Annotated in this window: 19 protein-coding genes and 2 pseudogenes; 15 read left to right on the top strand and 6 right to left on the bottom strand. The window is 54.5% G+C overall.

Annotated features, from left to right (window positions below; all coding sequences use genetic code 11):
* The 6 genes from AC2FGB_RS10765 (at window position 1) to AC2FGB_RS10740 (ending at window position 4,689) form a co-directional block, all read left to right on the top strand.
* The gene (locus AC2FGB_RS10765; protein ID WP_271946215.1) at window positions 1–1,077 is read left to right on the top strand and encodes an ABC transporter ATP-binding protein; all 1,077 of its coding nucleotides are present in this window, start codon (window positions 1–3) and stop codon (window positions 1,075–1,077) included.
* The gene (locus AC2FGB_RS10760; RefSeq protein ID WP_142634709.1) at window positions 1,074–1,937 is read left to right on the top strand and encodes a carbohydrate ABC transporter permease; all 864 of its coding nucleotides are present in this window, start codon (window positions 1,074–1,076) and stop codon (window positions 1,935–1,937) included. The genes AC2FGB_RS10765 and AC2FGB_RS10760 overlap by 4 nt, the downstream gene beginning before the upstream one ends.
* Window positions 1,934–2,731: a carbohydrate ABC transporter permease gene (locus AC2FGB_RS10755; protein WP_142634711.1), complete on the top strand. Its 798-nt coding sequence runs from the start codon at window positions 1,934–1,936 to the stop codon at window positions 2,729–2,731. Before AC2FGB_RS10760 ends, AC2FGB_RS10755 begins: the two co-directional genes overlap by 4 nt.
* Before the next feature lie 8 nt (window positions 2,732–2,739).
* Window positions 2,740–3,144, top strand: a complete 405-nt coding sequence (locus AC2FGB_RS10750; protein ID WP_142634713.1) for a DUF2160 domain-containing protein — start codon at window positions 2,740–2,742, stop codon at window positions 3,142–3,144.
* Between the two features lie 65 nt (window positions 3,145–3,209).
* The gene (locus AC2FGB_RS10745) at window positions 3,210–3,605 is read left to right on the top strand and encodes a BlaI/MecI/CopY family transcriptional regulator (protein WP_142634715.1); all 396 of its coding nucleotides are present in this window, start codon (window positions 3,210–3,212) and stop codon (window positions 3,603–3,605) included.
* Entirely contained in the window at window positions 3,592–4,689 is a 1,098-nt protein-coding gene (locus tag AC2FGB_RS10740; protein ID WP_281994828.1) for a M56 family metallopeptidase, read from the top strand. Before AC2FGB_RS10745 ends, AC2FGB_RS10740 begins: the two co-directional genes overlap by 14 nt.
* A 217-nt stretch (window positions 4,690–4,906) precedes the next feature.
* Here AC2FGB_RS10740 and AC2FGB_RS10735 read toward each other — a convergent pair.
* The 5 genes and pseudogenes from AC2FGB_RS10735 to AC2FGB_RS10715 all read right to left on the bottom strand — a co-directional run bounded on the left by AC2FGB_RS10735 (window position 4,907) and on the right by AC2FGB_RS10715 (window position 9,206).
* Window positions 4,907–5,451, bottom strand: a pseudogene (locus tag AC2FGB_RS10735) (DDE-type integrase/transposase/recombinase).
* Between the two features lie 106 nt (window positions 5,452–5,557).
* The gene (locus tag AC2FGB_RS10730) at window positions 5,558–6,607 is read right to left on the bottom strand and encodes a hypothetical protein (protein WP_282027511.1); all 1,050 of its coding nucleotides are present in this window, start codon (window positions 6,605–6,607) and stop codon (window positions 5,558–5,560) included.
* Window positions 6,608–6,629: 22 nt separating this feature from the next.
* Entirely contained in the window at window positions 6,630–6,941 is a 312-nt protein-coding gene (locus AC2FGB_RS10725; RefSeq protein ID WP_496693900.1) for a MocE family 2Fe-2S type ferredoxin, read from the bottom strand.
* A complete protein-coding gene (locus AC2FGB_RS10720) occupies window positions 6,941–8,101 on the bottom strand; it encodes a fatty acid desaturase family protein (protein WP_281994830.1) in 1,161 nt (386 codons plus the stop codon). Before AC2FGB_RS10720 ends, AC2FGB_RS10725 begins: the two co-directional genes overlap by 1 nt.
* A 76-nt stretch (window positions 8,102–8,177) precedes the next feature.
* Window positions 8,178–9,206 carry a LacI family DNA-binding transcriptional regulator gene (locus AC2FGB_RS10715; protein ID WP_281972354.1) on the bottom strand — a complete coding sequence of 343 codons (1,029 nt, stop codon included), beginning with the start codon at window positions 9,204–9,206 and terminating at the stop codon, window positions 8,178–8,180.
* 177 nt (window positions 9,207–9,383) lie between these two features.
* Between AC2FGB_RS10715 and AC2FGB_RS10710 the strand changes: the two genes are divergently transcribed.
* The 9 genes from AC2FGB_RS10710 (at window position 9,384) to AC2FGB_RS10670 (ending at window position 18,994) form a co-directional block, all read left to right on the top strand.
* Entirely contained in the window at window positions 9,384–10,112 is a 729-nt protein-coding gene (locus tag AC2FGB_RS10710; protein WP_496693901.1) for an SDR family NAD(P)-dependent oxidoreductase, read from the top strand.
* A 12-nt stretch (window positions 10,113–10,124) separates the two neighbouring features.
* On the top strand, window positions 10,125–11,279 hold the full coding sequence (locus tag AC2FGB_RS10705) for a Gfo/Idh/MocA family protein (RefSeq protein WP_496693902.1): 1,155 nt from the start codon (window positions 10,125–10,127) through the stop codon (window positions 11,277–11,279).
* 10 nt (window positions 11,280–11,289) lie between these two features.
* A complete protein-coding gene (locus tag AC2FGB_RS10700; protein WP_496693903.1) occupies window positions 11,290–12,204 on the top strand; it encodes a sugar phosphate isomerase/epimerase family protein in 915 nt (304 codons plus the stop codon).
* A gap of 45 nt (window positions 12,205–12,249) precedes the next feature.
* Entirely contained in the window at window positions 12,250–13,287 is a 1,038-nt protein-coding gene (locus tag AC2FGB_RS10695) for an ABC transporter substrate-binding protein (RefSeq protein WP_142634734.1), read from the top strand.
* Between the two features lie 73 nt (window positions 13,288–13,360).
* Entirely contained in the window at window positions 13,361–14,845 is a 1,485-nt protein-coding gene (locus AC2FGB_RS10690) for a sugar ABC transporter ATP-binding protein (RefSeq protein WP_496693904.1), read from the top strand.
* Window positions 14,842–15,783 carry an ABC transporter permease gene (locus tag AC2FGB_RS10685; RefSeq protein ID WP_496693905.1) on the top strand — a complete coding sequence of 314 codons (942 nt, stop codon included), beginning with the start codon at window positions 14,842–14,844 and terminating at the stop codon, window positions 15,781–15,783. The genes AC2FGB_RS10690 and AC2FGB_RS10685 overlap by 4 nt, the downstream gene beginning before the upstream one ends.
* Window positions 15,780–16,787, top strand: a complete 1,008-nt coding sequence (locus AC2FGB_RS10680; RefSeq protein WP_496690824.1) for an ABC transporter permease — start codon at window positions 15,780–15,782, stop codon at window positions 16,785–16,787. Before AC2FGB_RS10685 ends, AC2FGB_RS10680 begins: the two co-directional genes overlap by 4 nt.
* 12 nt (window positions 16,788–16,799) lie before the next feature.
* The gene (locus AC2FGB_RS10675; protein ID WP_496693906.1) at window positions 16,800–17,876 is read left to right on the top strand and encodes a Gfo/Idh/MocA family protein; all 1,077 of its coding nucleotides are present in this window, start codon (window positions 16,800–16,802) and stop codon (window positions 17,874–17,876) included.
* Window positions 17,873–18,994 carry a Gfo/Idh/MocA family protein gene (locus AC2FGB_RS10670; RefSeq protein WP_496689790.1) on the top strand — a complete coding sequence of 374 codons (1,122 nt, stop codon included), beginning with the start codon at window positions 17,873–17,875 and terminating at the stop codon, window positions 18,992–18,994. The genes AC2FGB_RS10675 and AC2FGB_RS10670 overlap by 4 nt, the downstream gene beginning before the upstream one ends.
* Here AC2FGB_RS10670 and AC2FGB_RS10665 read toward each other — a convergent pair.
* Window positions 18,985–19,289: pseudogene (locus AC2FGB_RS10665) on the bottom strand (transposase); the annotation flags it as partial. The gene AC2FGB_RS10670 and the pseudogene AC2FGB_RS10665 sit on opposite strands and share 10 nt — an antisense overlap.
* Between the last annotated feature and the right edge of the window lie 94 nt (window positions 19,290–19,383).

The raw sequence follows: 19,383 nt of genomic DNA, 5'->3' as shown, positions 1-19,383 counted from the left end.
ATGGCACAGATCAAGCTTTCAAACCTTCGACACAGCTATATGCCATCGCCGCAAGGCCCCGAGGATTATGCGCTGAAGGAAATCGACGTCACTTGGCGCGATGGTGGGGCCTATGCGCTGCTGGGGCCATCAGGCTGCGGCAAGTCTACGCTGCTGAACATCATCTCGGGCCTGCTGACACCCTCCGAGGGGCAGATCCTGTTTGATGACCGCGACGTGACCGCCCTGCCCCCTGATCAGCGCAACATTGCGCAGGTTTTTCAGTTTCCAGTGATCTACGACACGATGACCGTAGGCGAGAACCTAGCCTTTCCTCTGAAAAACCGGGGCGTTGACGCGGCAACCATCAAGCGGCGTGTTGATGAGATTGCCGAAATGCTGGATGTCGCGGATATGCTAGGCACCAAAGCCTCTGGCCTGAGCCCGGACAACAAGCAAAAAATCTCGATGGGGCGCGGACTAGTGCGCGATGACGTGAATGCGGTGATGTTTGATGAGCCGCTGACCGTGATCGACCCGCATCTGAAATGGAAACTGCGGTCCAAGTTGAAAGAGCTGCACCAGCGCGTAAAAGCCACAATGATCTACGTCACCCACGACCAGACCGAGGCGTTGACTTTTGCTGATGAAGTCGTGGTCATGCAGGATGGTGAAGTGGTTCAGATTGGTACGCCGGTTGAACTGTTCGAGCGGCCTCAGCATACATTCGTTGGTCACTTTATCGGCTCGCCCGGCATGAATGTCTTGCCCTGCGAGACCAAGGGCGATCGCGCTATTTTCGAAGGGCATGAGGTGGTCTTGGAAGGTCCGACCCATGGTGAAGGTGGTCGCACCGATCTAGGAATACGCCCGGAATATGTAGGCTTCGGCCAATCCGGCATACCGGCACATGTCACCAAAGTAGCCGATATCGGGCGCCATTACGTGGTCAGTGCCATGGTTGGGAACACACCGATCAAGGCCGTCACCGAACACAATGCGCCCGAACAAGGCTCGATGGTCTTTCTGCAATTCAAACCCGAGCAGTCCCGCGTCTATCGCGACGGCTGGATCGCAACGCAGGAGCGGGCCCAATGAGAACAATAAACCAAAGAGCATGGTTCTTTGTCCTGCCGGTTCTGGCACTGGTTGCGTTCAACGCGCTGGTGCCAATGATGACGGTAGTCAACTACTCGGTGCAGGAGACCTTCGGCAATAACCAGTTCTTCTGGGAAGGGCTGGGATGGTTCGAACAAATCCTGCGCTCCGACCGTTTTCAGGCCGCTTTGGGGCGACAGTTCCTGTTTACCTTCATGATCCTGATCATCGAGGTGCCGCTGGGCATCATTGTTGCCCTGTCGATGCCGCGCAAAGGCTTTTGGGTGCCGGTCTGTCTGGTCCTGATGGCTCTGCCGATGCTCATCCCCTGGAACGTAGTCGGCTCGATGTGGAACATCTTTACCCTGCCAAAAATCGGCCTGCTGGGGTATTTTCTGAATGACGTGCTGGGCATCAATTATGACATGACACAGCAGCCATTGTCGGCCTGGATCACTGTCATCATCATGGATGTCTGGCACTGGACTTCGCTGGTGGTTCTACTGTGCTATGCGGGCCTGGTTTCGATCCCGGACGCCTATTATCAGGCGGCCAAGATCGACGGTGCAAGCCCGTGGTCAGTGTTCCGGTATATCCAGTTACCCAAGATGAAGACGGTTCTGACAATCGCCATCCTGCTGCGGTTCATGGACAGTTTCAATATCTACACCGAACCCTTCGTTTTGACTGGCGGGGGTCCCGGAAACTCGACCACCTTACTGTCGATCGATCTTGTAAAGATCGCACTGGGACAGTTCGACCTTGGCCCTGCGGCTGCGATGAGCTTGATCTATTTCGCCATCACACTGCTGGTCTCATGGGTCTTCTACACTCTGATGACAAAGGATGACGCCGAATGAAAAAGCGCTCCCTCATCCCGATCCTCTATATCGCGTTCCTGATGTTGCCGATCTATTGGCTAGTGGCGATGTCCTTCAAGACCACGAACGAGATCCTGTCGGGCTTTTCTCTGTTCCCGCAGACCTTTACGCTGGAAAATTACATCACGATCTTCACAGACCCGACGTGGTATTGGGGCTACATCAACTCGATCACCTATGTGACGCTGAACACGGTACTTTCCGTCTGTGTAGCCCTGCCAGCGGCCTATGCGTTCTCACGCTATCGGTTCCTAGGGGACAAGCAGTTGTTCTTCTGGCTACTGACCAACCGGATGGCACCGGCTGCTGTGTTCGCCTTGCCGTTCTTTCAGCTCTATTCGTCAATTCAGTTGTTTGACACCTATCTGGCGGTGGCGCTGGCGCATACGCTGTTCAACGTGCCGCTAGCGGTGTGGATTTTGGAAGGGTTCATGCGTGGCATCCCCAAAGAGTTGGACGAAACCGCTTATGTGGACGGGTATTCCTTTCCGCGCTTTTTCGTCACGATATTCCTGCCAAATATCAAAGCGGGTGTAGGCGTCGCGGCATTCTTCTGCTTCATGTTCTCATGGGTCGAAATGCTGTTGGCCAAGACTCTGACAGCGGTCGAGGCCAAACCCATCGCTGCCGTAATGACCCGAACCGCGTCCAGCGCCGGGTACGAATTGGGCCTGCTGGCCGCCGCCGGGACGCTGACCATCATCCCCGGCGCCATCGTCATCTGGTTTGTCCGCAACTACATCGCGCGTGGTTTCGCGATGGGGCGTGTATGAGGTTCGATATGCGTAAACTGCTTTTGATCCCCTTTCTGATCCCCGGTTCGGCCTTGGCGCAAGCACAGGCCGGGTGGGGAAGTGTGGGTCAGCCCGAAGAAAAAGAGTTTTCCTGGACCGCGCCCTTGTGGCCGGATTTCTGGATGGCGTGGACACCGGCGACCCTGGCCGTATTTGTCGGCATCTTTTCAGCCATCGCGCTGATCGGTCTGCTGGAAGGGTTCAAATACCGCGACGGGATTGAACGGCGCGGCGTTCTGGGCTTGACCACCACATTGGGCGACCGGCTGTTCATCACATTGCTTGGGGCAGCTTACATTTTTCTGGCCTGGTTAGGGCTAGTCGGGCAACCGGTCTGGACACCGCTGTTCCTGTCCATCGGCTGGGGCGTTTTCGTGTTCTGGAAAGTTTAAGCTTTGCGAAACCATCAAAGGATGCTTGTCTGTCAGGCACAGGTAAAATGACGGCACTGGGATCAATGCGAAAGAAAAAGACGACAAACCTGCTGACCGAGGTCGAACTGGAGTTCATGAACGAACTCTGGGCTCTGGGTCAGGGCTCGGTGCGTGATGTATTGGACCGGCTGCCACCAGATCGGAACCTGGCCTATACGTCAGGGGCCACAATCCTTCGCATTCTTGACGAAAAAGGCTTTGTAGAAAGTCGCAAAAACGGCAAGACCCTGAGTTATACGCCGCTTCTGGAAAAGGATAGGTATCAGGCGCGCTCACTGCAGAACCTGTCACGAACCTTGTTCGATGACACACCAGCCACGCTGGTTGCACGGTTGGTAGATGACGCCGGTCTGAGCGAGGCAGATCTTGAGGATATTCGGGCACTGGTAGAGAGGAGACTGCAAAATGACAGCGGTTAAACCGGTTCTCGACGCATTTCTCGAACTGAATCTGGTTCTTGCCCTAGCAGCGATTGTATGGATCGCGGCAAGATACGTGGTTTCAATGACGCAGATGCGACACGGGTTTGTTGCACAGCTGCGCGCATTGAAAATTCTGTGTCTTTGCGTACTGCTCAGCCCCCTTTTGGCAATCGGGGCTGGTTTGGTCATGGCGATGTATTCCGTTGAAGGCGGGGTCGCCATTGGGGATCTTGCCGTTGCCGCCTATCTGCGTGGCGATATCGCCATGCCCGCCACCCAGTTCGAGGCCCTGCTCAATACCCGGCAAAGGTGGATCGAACAGACCCTTGCAGGAGAAAACCCGATTATATCGGCAATCTTGGTGGTAATGGCGCTCTATTCTGCGGTCTGCATCCTGCGCATTATCCGTGACGGTTTGGCAATCCGAGGCATTGTTCGCTCCAGCTATCTGTGGCGAAGCTCGGAAAAGGTCGATATCCGCCTGTCCGACCGGGTCACAGTCCCCTTCGCCGTTCGCGGTTTGTGGCGCAGGCATGTGGTATTGCCCAGCCATCTGCTCAACACCCCCAGCGATATGCGGTTTGCCCTTGCACACGAGCTGCAACATGTAAGGGCTGCCGATGTTGAATGGGAACTGGGGTTCGAGCTTTTGCGGCCGTTCCTGTTCTGGAACCCGGCATATCTGATTCTCAAGTTTCAATTCGATCGGCTGCGCGAGCTGGCCTGTGATCAATCCGTCGTTTCGCGCCGTGAAATCAACGCGGTCGAATACACGTCCTGCCTGCTGAACTATTGCTCCAATTCAGTAATGCGCGGCAGCCCGCGTGTATTGAACGTAGCATTGGTTAAAGGGGGCAAGGCCAAACGCGTCTTGCGTCAACGTGTGATTGCCCTGGCAGATGCCCCTGCAATCCAACCCACAATGCCCCCTCTGTTCTTTGCCTTAAGCGTGGCTTTTGCTGTGATATTGGCGTTAGGCGCTGCGTCATTGCAGCCTGTAGACGACTGGAGCCATGACAGGTTGATGCTGTCGACCGTTGTGAACCTTGAACGGTTGGAAGCCCGCAATCAGGGCAACTGACCCTTATTCGTGGGAAATAATTTCGAAGGATCTGCAGCGCGACGCACATTCTTGCAGCGAAGCCAATCCGCGTTTGCAGAAGAAAGAAATCGCAGGTTGCTTGGTGAAACAGGCTGAGTGGCGGTGCTGTCAGGCAAATTCGAACCAGTCTCAGTCTACCTCAGAAAGCTGAAAATTAGGCGAAAATAAATTGGCTCCACGCCGAAAGAGCGGCGGTTCAACTGAGTTTGAACTTGTCGCGTGAGTAAAGCTGCCGTTCATGATTGAAATGACTATGGACGGAAGTGTCGTCTGCGGCAAACTTTTGCAAACACCGCCTTTGCCGGAAGCAGAGCATCGCACGTTCTTTTCGCCGACGGAAGATGTGAATACTCAGCAAGATTGTTCTTCCAACGGTCGGTTTCTTGCCTTGAGGCATTTCCTATGACTTTCATCGCCGCGTCGTAATAGTGCAACTTGTCAGTGACGACGAAACCTGACTGGCCGCATCGTTTCATCGCTTTCTTCAAGTGTAAAAGGGCCGCAACACGATCACGGCGCTTCGTGAAATAGATTTCCAGCACCTCGCCTTCATGGTCGGCTACCCGCCACAGGTGATATTGCTTGCCGTTGATCTTCAACAATAACCTTATTTAGATGCCGCTACCAGTTCGCGAAACATCGCATCCGATTTATGCGTTTTCGGCTAATTTCTGCGGAACAGATAGGGCCAAACCTATTCAACCAGAATCGAACGTACACCATCACTGCTAGACGAATGATCTCAGGGTTGGTTTTGAAGCAGAGAAAAAGTGAGCGTTTTTTTCATCAAGCGAAGCTACGAAACTGCCCTGCCTGTCTCAAGCCAATTTCCCTTAGCACCACCCGTTCAAATGTTCAGGGCTTGCGGATCGAATGGCACAAGAATCTCCTGATTTTCTGTACCTCGGATCAAAAGTTGGTTTCCCAGAGTTTCAACTGCAATCACCCTGGCTCCACTACACCAACGAAGCGCCCCGATGACATGTGTAACCTCAACTTGGCGATCGGGGTTTAGATGAATGACGCCGTGATCGTTGGGGAAACTGTTTTCGACATTTCCCAGGATGGGCGACGCGGCCCCCTCCTCAACCCCAAGGCAGGCGAAGTGGCGGCTCGACCAAGGAGCATAGTATCGACCACCGTTCGAATGCCACAACATCGTCATCGGCAAAGCCTGAGCCGATTTAAGCGACAGGAACATGTCGCCCTCCACGGGGCGAGTTACCGCGGTCCAACCCAATTCCTCATCAGGCGAATCCAATCCAACAACAAAGTCTTCACTCTGTGGAGACCATGGGTAGTTTGACAGATTCACTTCGCGGTCTTTCCCGGGAAAAGACGCCAACGTTTGGCTTTCAGCCGGATATCTAAGCGCTGAATAGCCTAATGCCGGATCAACTTCCTGTTCAACCTTAGGCGTTCGCCAACACTGCTTTCGAGAGGTATGGATGATCCCACCATTGGGCAAGGATACATTTGCGTGATTTGCAACCGGCATTGTGCCGTCGCCACCAATGAAAGTGTGACGCTGGTAGACGAATGGATGCTCAGGATGCAGTGTAATCTCTTTTTGCAGCCTAGCTCCATAGACCGTTCTGTCGAGCTCAGCGCGCAAATAGCTGTCGGTCTTTTCTTCTAGTCTCCAACGAGAGTTAGCTGGCCACCCATGCAGCGGCGATGTCCCCTCAGTTGACCCGAATGGGGCGCAGAAGAAATCACCGCCGAGTTTTTCCAAATGAGGAGCTATACCTTCGGGCATAACTTCGTCTGTGCCGACCCAAGGTGCGCGATGTAGTGGTGAAATCTCAGCGTTACCGTCGTACACACTGAAACTCTCGATCAACCCCAACTGCAAATCGAATGAAAGCCGGATGCCTGTTGCGGACAGCTCGATCACAAACCACTCCTAGCCCAAAAAATCATTCCACCAATACCATGACGCGACCATTTCCTACTCTGGTTTCGTAGGTGTGAAGATCTTCGCATACGGGCGCCCTCAAAGCTTTGCCCGTGCGATAGTCGAATAGCCCATTATGCTTGGGGCACTCTATCTCATTGTCCATCACCAGACCGTCCGATAAGTGCACTTGTTCGTGTGTACAGAGGCCGTCGGTGCAATAGAACTCATTGTCCAAACTGCGAACAATCAAGTAGGTTCTACCGTCGTGGTCCCAACGAATGAGATCTTCTTCCTCAACATCGTCTACGGCGCATGCGTCAACCCAAGGCATTACGTTCCTCCTCGATCACCGATTTCTAACCCCGTGTTTCTCTCCGGAACTGCCAAGTGAAAATGTTCCCGATATGGGCGGGCCGTCGGCGGGAGAGACTTTCGTATGGCGTAACTCGGGTCAACACGCTGCTTCATGACAGAACCCATCATTTCTTTGTAGCCGTCCCAAATCGAAGTATTCGGCGGCGGCAGATCATCCTTGATCAGATCATGAAGCGCTGGAAGAGAGTAATACGGAACCATCGGGAACATGTGATGCTCAATATGGTAATTCATGTTCCAGTAAACCCAACGGCTTATCGGGTTCATATAAAGTGTACGTGAATTTAAACGGTGATCAAGAACGTTCTCCGCAAGCCCTCCATGCTGAAGCAACCCCGTCATTACAAAATGCCAACACCCATAGACCCGAGGACCTCCGATTAAGAGTATGGGGATCAGGGATTTCCATGCGGCCCCGGAGACAAGCAAAACAAATGAAATCAACAAGACGGCAACGTAGATTGCAATGTGAATCCGCGCCCAAAGGACCGCTTTGGGCCATTGGCTTTCCGGAATGTAATCCCGCTCTTCTTGCGACAAGTTTCCCATCGCATTTCGCGTCAGAACTTTGAGCGAGGTCCACGTTTCAACAATCCCCACAAACGCAAGCGCTTTCAGGACGAGGCTGATCGGGTGCATCCACGCTATTTCCGGATCGCGGCCAACAATGAGTGTATCGGTGTGATGCCGAGCGTGGCTCCAGCGCCAATTGACCGGGTTTCGCATAATCTGGAAGGACGCGATGTGGTACACGACGTCGTTCATCCAGCGGGTTCGAAACGCCGTTCCGTGTCCGCATTCGTGCCAACGGCTGTCGCAGGCCGAACCATACACGACACCGTATGCAAACCAGAAAGGCACGCAAAGCCAGCTACCCCAGAAGTACAGCCCGCTAGCCGCAAATACAAAGTGCAAAGCGATCCAGATCACTGTGTCACGAATGGCCGGCGCATCCCTGCGCTTCATAAGCGATTTCAGCTTCTTACGAGGAACATCGCTGTGGTACCACTCTGCGGCCGACAGACCGTTTTCTATCGCTTGACGCGTATTCGCACCAGTCAGGGAATAATCCCGAACAGTGAGTTCAGAGCCAATGGGTATGGTCGACTTACTCATTTCCCCTTTCTCCATCGCTCACAGCGCCACCCGCTTCTTCGTTGACTATAGCAAAGGCGCCTGAATTTTGACTTCGCTAATTGGGCGGCGCAGAGCTCGCCCGTGTTACAAGCTCTACGGGAAGCGCTGATTTCATTGGAAGCGCTTTGCCAGTGTTCGCCAACTGGCCCAGCAAAACCTCTGCCGCACGGCGTCCCAGTTGGTGTCGGTCCTGTCGGATTGTTGTCAGAGCCGGAACATAAGATCCTGACATTTCAATATCGTCGAAACCAACAACCGAAATGTCACCGGGCACCTTCAACCCACCCGCGACCAGCCCAGAAATCAACCCAAAGGCAACCATATCCGCAGCGCAGAACACCGCCGTTGGGCGCTCATCCATCGCAAGTATTCGTCTGGCGGCCTCATGTCCGGATTCCAGCGAAAAGTCGCCTCTGATAATCCACTCGGGCCGCGCTGGAAGCCCCAAGCGTGTCCGTTCTTCGACCACGCCCTTACGCCGAGCGGTCGTCAGAACATTCCCGTCGGGACCGGTAACATGCGCGATTTTTTTGTGGCCCAAATCATGCAGGTGCCTGATCGCCAATCGCGCACCTTCGGCGTTGTCGCTGGAAATCACCGGAAAGGCCTCGCCTTCCACCCATTCACACAAAAATACTATGCGGTCGCCGGCGCCGTATGTGACGCATTGCTGAAGTGCGGTCGAAGGAATGCCACCATCCAAAGAGATTGCGCCATCTATCCGGCCGTCTCGAAAGTACCCGGCAAGAGTTTCTTCCTGCAGCGGATTACTTTCGGTATCGGCAATCAGAACTGCATAGTCCGATCCCGCAAACCCCTCACTGATACCGGCAAGTATGCCCGAATAGAAAGGTTTGCCGAGGTTGGGAACAAGGATCAGTACGGCCCCCGCCCTTTTCATCCGCAGGTTTCGGGCTGCCTGATTAACGCGATATCCCGTCTCGCGAATAGCTTCCAAAACAGCAACACGTGTTGATTTTGACACCAGATCAGGATTGGACAGAACACGACTGACAGTGGCTGTCGACACCTGCGAAACACGTGCGACGTCCTGTATTGTGGCGGGTTTGGGTATCTTGCTCATTGCTTGGCAGTCGATTTCTGGCTTGACTCGAATCTCATGTGATGCCGATTATGTAATCGATTACACAATTTGGAAAGTAGGTATTTTCCAAAATGTAATCGATTGCAGTAACGATTTCGCCAAACGAGGGAAACTGATGGCATCCGAATTCAAACGCAACAAAAGCCGGGTTCTTTGATGGTTTCGAAGGTCACATTCGACTTTGCCGGGGCAAAGGTCCTGGTGATCGGTGCCAGCCGAGCCGGCATTGGTGCCGCTATTGCAAAAGAATTCCAGGACTCGGGTGCCACAGTGGAGATTACCGGTGTGGAACCGCAATGCATCGAAGAGGACGCTGCCCGGTTTGACTACATTCAACTGGATGTAACCAACACCGAGGAAGTCTACAAATTTGCAGGTGAACGGGGCCATATTGACGTCTTGGTAAACTGTGCGGCGGTGACTCGACGCGGTGAAGAAATGGCACCTAAGTTCTTTTCCCACGTGCTGGACGTAAATCTGACCGGGTCTTTTCGCTGCGCCGAAGCGCTGCACCCTGCCCTTTCGGTTGCGAAAGGGCGCGTCATAAATGTTGCCTCCATGTATGCGCGCTTTGGTTCACCGCTCAACCCAGCCTATGGCGCGTCAAAAGCCGGCGTGGAACAACTAACAAAATCACTGGCGATTGCGTGGGCCAAAGACGGTATTCGGGTGAACGCGATCGCGCCCGGGTTCATCGTGACCGAGCAATCGGCGAAAGCCCGAAAAGACGCCAGTTTCTCAACAGCTGTAGAAGCACGCACACCCTTGGCACGCTGGGGTCACCCAGAAGATATTGCTGGAACAGCCTTGTTTCTCGCATCCGATGCGGCAGCCTTTGTGACCGGTGCCTGCGTGATCGTGGACGGAGGGTATTCGGTTGTTTGACAGGAGTGCACGATGAGTGACTTCGCAAAAATCCGCGCTGCGGTGATCGGGACTGGCTTCATAGGAACAGTGCACGTTCAGGCACTTCGGCGTCTGGGCGTGGACGTAAGAGGTGTTCTTGGGTCATCGCCAGAGCGCGGAAGGGAACGAGCGCGGGCAATGAGCGTAGCCCGGGCTTATGACTCTCTGGAGGATCTGTTGGCGGATGAAAACATCGATATAGTGCACGTAACGACCCCTAACCACGCACACTATCCGCAAGTGAAATCGATCCTAGCTGCGGGCAAACACGTCATCTGCGAGAAACCACTTGCCATGACGTCCGTAGAAAGCGCCGAGATGGTCGACCTAGCCAAGGCTTCTGGCAAGGTTGCAGCGGTTTGTTACAACATTCGCTTTTATCCGCTGAACCAACAAGCCCACGGCATGGTAATGGCCGGGGATCTGGGTGATATCCGTTTTGTTACCGGGCACTACCATCAGGACTGGCTTGCCAAACCTAGCGACTGGAACTGGCGGCTAGAAAGCGAAATGGGCGGCGCGCTGCGATCAGTTGGTGACATCGGAACGCACTGGGTTGACGTGACCAGCTTCGTCACCGGGTTGAAGGCGACCTCTGTCTTTGCTGAGCTGACAACCTTCCTTCCGGAACGCCAGAAACCTCTTGGCCCGGTTGAGACATTTACCAGCGGAACCGGCGAAACCGAAACTGTGCATATCGACACCGACGATGCTGCGATGATCCTTATCCGATATGAGAACGGAGCGCGGGCCGTGATGAGCACATCCCAGGTGAACATGGGTCGAAAGAACTCGTTGCAATGGGACATCGCCGGAGCAAATGCCAGTGCGGCTTGGGACAGTGAAACTCCTGATCATCTGTTCATTGGGCATCGTGACGCGCCCAACCAAACCCTGATGCGTGACTTCACCTTGATGAACGGTCCGGGGATCGCAGCCGCCACCTTGCCGCCCGGGCATGTCGAAGGGTTCGCAGATTCATTCTTCAACTTTTTCCGGGCGGTCTATGCCGACGTCATCGCGGGCGGGCGGCAACAAGGCAGCACATGGGCCACATTTGAGGACGGCCACTACGAGATGCAGTTCTGCGATGCAGTCGTGAAGTCGGCGAGTGAGAGCCGCTGGGTCGATTTGAGCGAGATTTGAGGGCGATGACATGAAACTGGGCTTACTGACTGCACCATTCGAAAACTCTCAATTGACTGAGGTGGCGGCCTGGGCCGGTTCCAATGGGTTTTCGGCGATGGAGGTCGCCTGCTGGCCATCGTCAGGTGGCGAACAACGGCGCTATGCGGGAACCAGCCACATCAACGTAGATGGCCTTTCTGCGGATCAGGGCACTGAAATTGTTGGGCAACTCGGCGATCAGGGGGTCGAGATTTCGGGTCTGGGGTACTATCCCAATCCGCTCCACGCCGATGAAGAGCATCGGGTTGAAGTTATTGGACATCTTAACAAAGTAATCACCGCCGCCGGTGTTATGGGCATCAAAGTTGTCAACACATTCGTCGGCGGAGATCGCACTCTGCATCTCGACGCGAACTGGGAGCGTGCCACCGAAATTTTCGATCCGATCGTGAAGCATGCACAAAACTCTGGTGTGCGTCTGTGCTTTGAGAACTGCCCGATGATCTTCAGCTATGACGAATGGCCCGGGGGTCACAACATTGCTTACTCGCCAAGAATCTGGCGGCGAATATTCGAGGAATGGGGCGATGCGGTTGGCATGAACTTCGATCCTTCACATCTGATCTGGCAGTTCATCGATCAGACACGGTTCATCAAGGAGTTCGGTTCTCACATGGCTCATGTCCATGCCAAGGACGTGATGGTTGATGAGGACGGGCTTTATGACAACGGTGTGATGTCTACCGGCATGGGATGGCAAATCCCACGGCTTTGCGGGCTGGGCGATGTGGATTGGTCCGGTTTCTTTTCCGGCCTGTACCGCGCCGGTTACGACGGTCCGATCATTATCGAACATGAAGACAGGTTGTTCGAAGGGACTGACGAAAAGGTCAAGCGGGGTTTTCTGCTGGCCCGGGATGTCCTGTCACCATTCATCAAGTGAAGAAATTATCAAATTTGAAATGACTAAAACTGGGAGGAAACTAAAATGAAGAACCTACTTTATGGTGTTGCTGCTCTTGCAGTTTCAGCGTCTCTTTCAACTGTGGCGATGGCTGACGGGCACAAGCAATACACAATCGGAGTGTCCAACACCGTTCAAGGCAATGGCTGGCGCGAACAGATGATTTGCGCCATGCGTGCCCAAGCTCTGGTCGAAGCCGATGTGACAAACCTGATCGTCGCGCATCGCAACACTGATTCAGCCGGGCAACTGGAAGACATCAACAACCTCATCGAAGCGGGTGTAGACGCCATCGTGCTGAACCCATCCAACCCGGATGCTTTGAATTCGGCACTGGAAAAAGCAATGGCGCAAGATATCGTCATTGTTGCCGTGGATGCCGGTGTTTCGGCTGAAGGCGCCTACATTCTTTCGAACAATCAAGAAGAATACGCCTATCTTGGCGCCAAGTGGTTATTTGAACAGCTCGGTGGCAAAGGTGACGTTGTCTATATGCGAGGCATTGCTGGCGTCTCAGCCGATACTGACCGCGACAACGGCTTTAAACGCGCGTTGGCAGAACACCCCGATATCAATGTGGTGCATGAAGTTTTCACCGGCTGGCAGCAAGACCAGGGTAAGCAACAGATCTTTGATTACCTGGCCACCGGCATCCCGTTTGACGGTGTCTGGACCAGCGGCATCGACAACGTAATCGTCGATGCGTTCACCGAATCCGGGGCACCTTTGGTGCCGATCGTCGGCGCAGACAACGCGGGCTTTGTTCAATACTTGACCGAGGTTGAGGGATTGAACGGCGCGGCAGTGACAAATCCTGGCTCAGTCGGCGGCGCAGGCATTGCTCTGGCTGTCGACATTCTTAACGGCAAGGCACCTGAGAACAAAACCGTTCTTGTAGATCCTGTGCTTTGGGAGAATGCGACGGACGCAGGCCGTGAAACGATCACAGCGGCTCAGAATCCTAACCTTGACCCAGAGTGGCCCGTATCAGTGACCGTTCCCGGCTGGACCGACTACACGATGGAACAAATCATCGACTGTAAGGGACCCGGCGAAGGTTGACCCGAATTGACTGGCCTTCCGCCTTTAGCTGGGCGGAAGGCAAAACCAACCCACTCGGCATTCAAGGACTTCCATGAGCAGCACACCACTTCTCGACGCGTCTGACGTGGCCAAAAGTTTTGGCGCCGTACGGGCGTTGACCAATGCGCACCTCACGGTTGCTGAAGGCGAGATCGTCGCCTTGATGGGCGCAAATGGTGCTGGCAAGTCCACTTTCGTCAAGATCATTACCGGTGCCCTTAAACCCGACGCTGGACAGGTATTGATCAGAGGCAAACATGCGTTTGTCGGAAGCCCCGCCGAGGCGCGCCGTTCCGGTTTGGTGCCGGTTTATCAAGAACCCTCACTCATACCTGATCTCGACGTATCCGACAATCTTCGGCTGACAGACACACCTGTTGATCAGTTTCAAAATTGGGTTACAGAACTTGGTATCGAAGGTCTGAAACTATCGGCAATGATTGGCGACCTGCCACTTGCTACACTGCGCATCCTTGATCTGGCGCGCGCGCTGGCTGTTGAACCAGATGTCCTCTTGCTGGACGAAATGACCGCGGCGCTGCCGACGGATCTGGTTGAACGCGTATTGAAGACCGTAAGGCGCAAAGCAAATGACGGGATGGGTGTGATCTATGTTTCTCACCGTTTCACCGAGATTTCGGAACTGTGCGATCGGGCCACTGTGTTGCGGGATGGCATGTCTGTCGGAGATCTCGACATTGAACCCGGCGTAGAAGAACGCGTGGTCGAATTGATGCTGGGTCAGAAGATTGACATTGGAACACGTCAGATCCTTCGAGCAAATAAACCACAGGCTAAGACACCGCGCCTGACCATTAAGTCACTGGCTTTTGAGCCCAGTTTTTCGGATGTTTCGTTCGACTTATTCCCCGGCGAGGTCCTAGGGGTGGTCGCGCTTGAGGGTCAGGGGCAGGATGAACTGTTTGAGGTTCTTGCGGGCTTTGATCGCCTGTCTTCAGGATCGATGGAAGTTGATGGAAAGCCCGTAAACTTCGCCCACCCCGCCGACGCCATTGCAGTCGGGATAACCTTCGTTCCGGGCGATCGTTCAGACGCTCTGCTGGCGCAAAGGTCAGTTAAAGAAAACATCGCTTTGCCATTTTCAGCCCGGTTCAAGAACTGGGGGCCAATAAAATTGCGGCATGAGCGCGATCGGGTCGCTTACGCGGTTGAGAAGCTGCAGATCGACACACGCGCGCAGGGCGAGGTGCAAAGGCTTTCAGGTGGCAACCAACAGAAAGTCACCATTGGTCGCTGGCTCGCGACAGGTGTCGAAACCCTGCTTCTATTCGATCCGACCCGTGGCATCGATGTGCGCACAAAACGCCAGATTTACCCGCTTGTCCGTGAGTTGGCAGATCAAGGAGCGGCGGTTCTATTCTACACGTCCGAGTTGGAAGAAATCCCACTTGCCTGTGACCGCGCGGTCGTAATCTTCAACGGTCGCGTGGTTGATGTGATTGATGCCGCTGACGCGGATGAACAAACACTGATGCGTGCGGCCTATGGCCTGACCGAAACGGAGGGCGCGGCGTGAGCGTGGCCATCCGAAAACACGCATGGGTCATGGGGTTAGCGGTTCTTCTCATGGTCCTTTTGACCATCACGAAATTGATACAGCCGACTTTCGGTGCGTCAGGACTGGAGAGTATTGCCCGCGCCGCCCTGCCCTTTGCTTTCGCAACCGCTGGAATGGCCATCGTCGTAATCGTCGGCGGTATCGACCTGTCTGTTGCGTCCATGATGGCGGTCTGCGCCGTGACCGCTGCCGTTCTGATGGAACGCATGGCCGGTGTACCGGCTTTGTTTATCGTGTTGGGGGTCGGGTTTTTGATGGGGTTGATCAATGGTCTTTTGATCGTTGTAACGCGCGTGCCAGACATCGTTGTGACACTCAGCATGCTGTTTGTCTGGGAAGGCGTCGCGCTGTTGATCCTAGAGACACCGGGCGGCGCGACTGCAGATTGGCTGGAACAGGCAATACGCGGTCACTTTCTGTTCAACGGACTGCCCAAAGCACTGCTCATTATTGCCTTTGGCATCGCTGTTGTCTGGATGCCAATCCGGCGCTCCAAACTCGGGCTCTCGATTTACGCCACCGGATCAGACGAGCTTGCCGCCTTCCGCTCTGGCGTTTCAGTGGGAAGAACAAAGATAACGGCCTATGCGCTATGCGGGCTGTTTTGCGCCATGGGCGGTCTAAGCCTCGCTGCGCTGACCGGGATTGGAGAGCCGGTTCCGGGGCCATATCTTATGGCCTCGGTCGCGGCCGTAGTTCTGGGCGGTGTCGTGCTGGGCGGTGGCAAAGGCGGTCTGCTTGGGCCGATCATCGCGGTGTTCATTTTGCGGATCATTCGGACGATCCTGACATTGCTGGCCGTCGATCCAAACGTGACCACGATTATCGAAGGCACGATTATGGTTCTCGTCGTTATGCTGGGCACGGCGGCTTCACTAAAAGGAGCCCGCCGATGAGCATGGACACCATAGATCCACCGATGGTCCGCTTTGGCCGTTATCTGCGCGACAACCCGATCATCCCGCTATTGGTCTTCCTTGTCTTGATGATCGCTGTGCTCGAAGTATTGCGGCCAGGTATCGTTACCCCGGTCCGAGCAGGTCGGGATGGGCTGATTTCAACCTTTTGGGTTGGCAACCTGATCAAGTTCGCAATTCCATTGGCGATGCTTGCGGCTTGTCAGGTGCTGACAATGCTAACCGCAGGAATTGATCTCTCGGTCGGGGTAGTTGCCACCGTGTCAGCCTTCGTTTGCGCAACACTTAGTGCGATTTGGGGCGTGACACCTGCAGTATTGATCGCGCTGTCAGCTGGCCTAGTTGTGGGCGTTGTAAATGGCATCGGTGTGGGATTGGTCCGGGTCCATCCATTGATCATGACACTGGGATCGGGGTTAATCGCCACCGGATGTCTGCAGGTCTATCAACGCCTCGTTATCAATGCTGGCACCGAAATACCCGCCTTCCTTGCCTGGCTCGGAACCGGCCGCACCGCTGGAATGCCGAATGGCCTTTTTGTATTCATCCCGTTTGCGCTCTTTATCCTGTGGCTGATGCGCTATACAGGATTTGGTCGGCTGCTGTTCGCCCTAGGCTCCAATGAGCAGGCCGCTAAGCTGTCCGGGGTCCGAGCATGGCAGGTCTATCTGGGGCTCTACGTGCTTTCAAGTTTGATCGCTGCGCTGGCTGGCTTGCTCTATCTCGGCATGATCCGTCAAACTTCGCTGAGCCTTGCCAACCCCTTATTGTTACCCTCTGTCGCTGCGGCGGTGATTGGCGGCACATCAATCTTCGGAGGTCGTGGCAGTTTCGCAGGTGCGATTGTGGGCGCACTTATTCTGCGTGTGCTGGATACTATGCTAACATTGATGCAAATGCCGGAAGGTGCGCGCACGGCCCTGTTTGGGCTGATCATTCTTGCAGTTACCGCACTCTACGTCAGGATCACCGGCACGCGCTAAAGGGAGTTTCCAATGGCCAAATTCCGGATCGTCGGCATCAGTTTCGATCACATGCATATGGGTGACTTGCTTCGGATGGTGCACGATCATCCAGACGCTGAAATCGCCGGTATATTCGATCCTGATTGGGACAAGATGAAGGCAGCGGCAACGGCCTTCAGCGTTCCCAAAGATCGGATCTTTACCGACTTCGACACATGCATGGCTGCGGGACCCTACGACATGGCAATTCTTTGTGTGGCAACGGCTCAGCATGCGGAATATACCGAACGTCTGGCCTCTTACGACCTGCATGTTTTTGTCGAAAAGCCCTTTGCCGCATCTTCTGATGATGCGCGCCGCATGATGGCTGCAATGGATAGGACCGACAAGCAGTTGATCATCAACTGGCCTTTGCGATGGGTCGAAAGCCATGTGACGGCCAAACGGTTGATTGATGACGGGATGATCGGCGACCTGCACGAAGTGCATTTCTACGACGGAAATCGCGGACCTCTATACCATCTGGCCGACAAGGTCGAAGTCACCCCGGGCGAGGTTGAGCGTCAGAAACCGAACTCATGGTGGTATAAGCGTGCATCGGGCGGTGGGTCGCTGTTGGATTACCTTGGCTACGGCGCGACGCTTGGAACCTGGTATATGGGGGGCGAGGAGCCGATCGAGGTGACATGCACAGTCGATGAGACACCGGGGATTGAGGTCGATCAACACGCCATTGCCGTTTGCCGTTATGAAACCGGGCTCTCAAAAATGGAAACGCGCTGGGGCACCTTCACCGACCCGTGGACAACGCAACCTCAACCAACTTGCGGATTCGTCTTTGTGGGCACAGACGGCACCATTTCATCGCCCGATTATGCCGATCACATAACGGTTCAAACCCGCACACGACCTGACCGGCACGAGATACCAGTGACTCCGCTACCGTTAGGTGAACGAAATGCGATTGAGTACGTCCTTGACTGCATATCCAGAGAAGTCCCGGTCAAAGGGCCACTGGATCCAGCACTTTGCCTGACAGCGCAACGGATCGTCGATACAGCGCTCCGCTCGGCATATGAAAAACGAACACTTCGATTACTCGCATGACCTCAGACAGTGCCAATACAGACCAGTACGCACTAAAATCTGCTCATCTGCACGAAATCGATGCGCCGGATCTGCAGTATCTTCCACCAATGCCTCGACGCTATGAACCCCGGATCGGGGTTATTGGTACGGGTGGGATTTCTGCAAGCCATCTTGATGCCTACCGAACAGCAGGCTGGGACGTCGCCGCAATCTGGAACCGTACGCGCTCAAAGGCTGAAGAGAAAGCTGCTGAATACTGCCCCTCTGCACGCATCGAAGATGACTGGGAGGCGCTTCTTGCCGATAGCGAGATCGACGTTGTCGATGTCACGCTGCACCCCGAACATCGTGTGCCAATCATCAGAGCTGCCCTGCAAGCAGGCAAACACGTGCTCAGCCAGAAGCCTTTTGTTACCGACCTCGATCTGGGTAATGACCTTGTGAAGCTGGCAGATGATCAAGGCGTTAAACTAGCGGTAAACCAGAACGGTCGTTGGGCCCCGCACCTGTCCTGGATGCGTGAGGCGGTTTCAGCCGGATTGATCGGTGATGTTCTGTCGGCCCATATCTCAATTCACTGGGATCACAGCTGGACTGCAGGTACCCCGTTTGACGAAATCGACCAGCTGATACTTTACGACTTTGGAATTCACTGGTTCGACTTTCTTGCGTCTCTTGTCGGAGATAGAGCAGAAAGCGTCTTTGCAGCTGCTACATCTGCACGCGGCCAGGCCAACAAAGTGCCTCTGATGTCGCAGGCTCTGGTTCGTTTGGACCAAGGCCAAGCAAGCCTGGTTTTTGACGGGGGCGTTCCCTTTGGGCCTCGCGATACAACATACGTTGCAGGTACGACCGGTAGCCTGACATCAGTTGGACCGGATCTGTCGACGCAATCTGTGACACTTGAGACAGCGCATGGCATTGCGCGGCCTGCACTCGAAGGACAATGGTTCAACGACGGGTTTCGTGGCGCCATGGGGGAGCTTCTTTGTTCAATTGAAGACGACCGAGAGCCCTCAACATCTGCAAGAACCAACCTAAAATCATTGGCCATCGTTCTCGCCGCGGTTGCTTCGTCTAAACGCAAAAGGGAGGTCGAGATAGGAAGCATTAGGCTCAGGACACATAGCGAATAGATGACCAAAGCGGCGAGAGCGATTTCTGAGAGGAAGACTTTGAGACACCTGTCGAACCGCGTCGCCAGTCCTTCAATCTGCCAAACATGATCTCAATCCGATTGCGACGTTTGTAGCGGCACTTGTCGTATCGGACAGTTGTCTTGCGCTGTTTGCGGCCTGGGATGCACGCGCGTATCCCTTTGTCTTTCAACGCTTCTCTGAACCAATCGGCATCATATCCGCGCTCACCCAGCTACCATTCGACATTTGGCGGGCTGCTGACCAATGCCCTCGCGCTAATGTAGTTGCTGACCTATCCGGCAGTGACAGACAGATCCCAGGGGCTTCATTCGCCATTGTGCTTGAACCAATAGCGCAAAGGGGCTCATCTGTCACAAACCGCATGC

Source organism: Ruegeria sp. CDSC021, assembly GCF_059610845.1.
This window is presented reverse-complemented; position numbering and strand designations above follow the sequence as displayed.

Bases quoted from the DNA above. Each gene is read 5' to 3' on its own strand.
- AC2FGB_RS10760 (WP_142634709.1), top strand. From the start codon at position 1,074: ATGAGAACAATAAACCAAAGAGCATGGTTCTTTGTCCTGCCGGTTCTG.
- AC2FGB_RS10675 (WP_496693906.1), top strand. From the start codon at position 16,800: ATGGCCAAATTCCGGATCGTCGGCATCAGTTTCGATCACATGCATATG.
- AC2FGB_RS10670 (WP_496689790.1), top strand. From the start codon at position 17,873: ATGACCTCAGACAGTGCCAATACAGACCAGTACGCACTAAAATCTGCT.
- AC2FGB_RS10695 (WP_142634734.1), top strand. From the start codon at position 12,250: ATGAAGAACCTACTTTATGGTGTTGCTGCTCTTGCAGTTTCAGCGTCT.
- AC2FGB_RS10715 (WP_281972354.1), bottom strand. From the start codon at position 9,206: ATGAGCAAGATACCCAAACCCGCCACAATACAGGACGTCGCACGTGTT.
- AC2FGB_RS10725 (WP_496693900.1), bottom strand. From the start codon at position 6,941: ATGCCTTGGGTTGACGCATGCGCCGTAGACGATGTTGAGGAAGAAGAT.
- AC2FGB_RS10700 (WP_496693903.1), top strand. From the start codon at position 11,290: ATGAAACTGGGCTTACTGACTGCACCATTCGAAAACTCTCAATTGACT.
- AC2FGB_RS10710 (WP_496693901.1), top strand. From the start codon at position 9,384: ATGGTTTCGAAGGTCACATTCGACTTTGCCGGGGCAAAGGTCCTGGTG.
- AC2FGB_RS10750 (WP_142634713.1), top strand. From the start codon at position 2,740: ATGCGTAAACTGCTTTTGATCCCCTTTCTGATCCCCGGTTCGGCCTTG.
- AC2FGB_RS10740 (WP_281994828.1), top strand. From the start codon at position 3,592: ATGACAGCGGTTAAACCGGTTCTCGACGCATTTCTCGAACTGAATCTG.
- AC2FGB_RS10755 (WP_142634711.1), top strand. From the start codon at position 1,934: ATGAAAAAGCGCTCCCTCATCCCGATCCTCTATATCGCGTTCCTGATG.
- AC2FGB_RS10745 (WP_142634715.1), top strand. From the start codon at position 3,210: ATGCGAAAGAAAAAGACGACAAACCTGCTGACCGAGGTCGAACTGGAG.
- AC2FGB_RS10680 (WP_496690824.1), top strand. From the start codon at position 15,780: ATGAGCATGGACACCATAGATCCACCGATGGTCCGCTTTGGCCGTTAT.
- AC2FGB_RS10705 (WP_496693902.1), top strand. From the start codon at position 10,125: ATGAGTGACTTCGCAAAAATCCGCGCTGCGGTGATCGGGACTGGCTTC.
- AC2FGB_RS10720 (WP_281994830.1), bottom strand. From the start codon at position 8,101: ATGAGTAAGTCGACCATACCCATTGGCTCTGAACTCACTGTTCGGGAT.
- AC2FGB_RS10765 (WP_271946215.1), top strand. From the start codon at position 1: ATGGCACAGATCAAGCTTTCAAACCTTCGACACAGCTATATGCCATCG.
- AC2FGB_RS10690 (WP_496693904.1), top strand. From the start codon at position 13,361: ATGAGCAGCACACCACTTCTCGACGCGTCTGACGTGGCCAAAAGTTTT.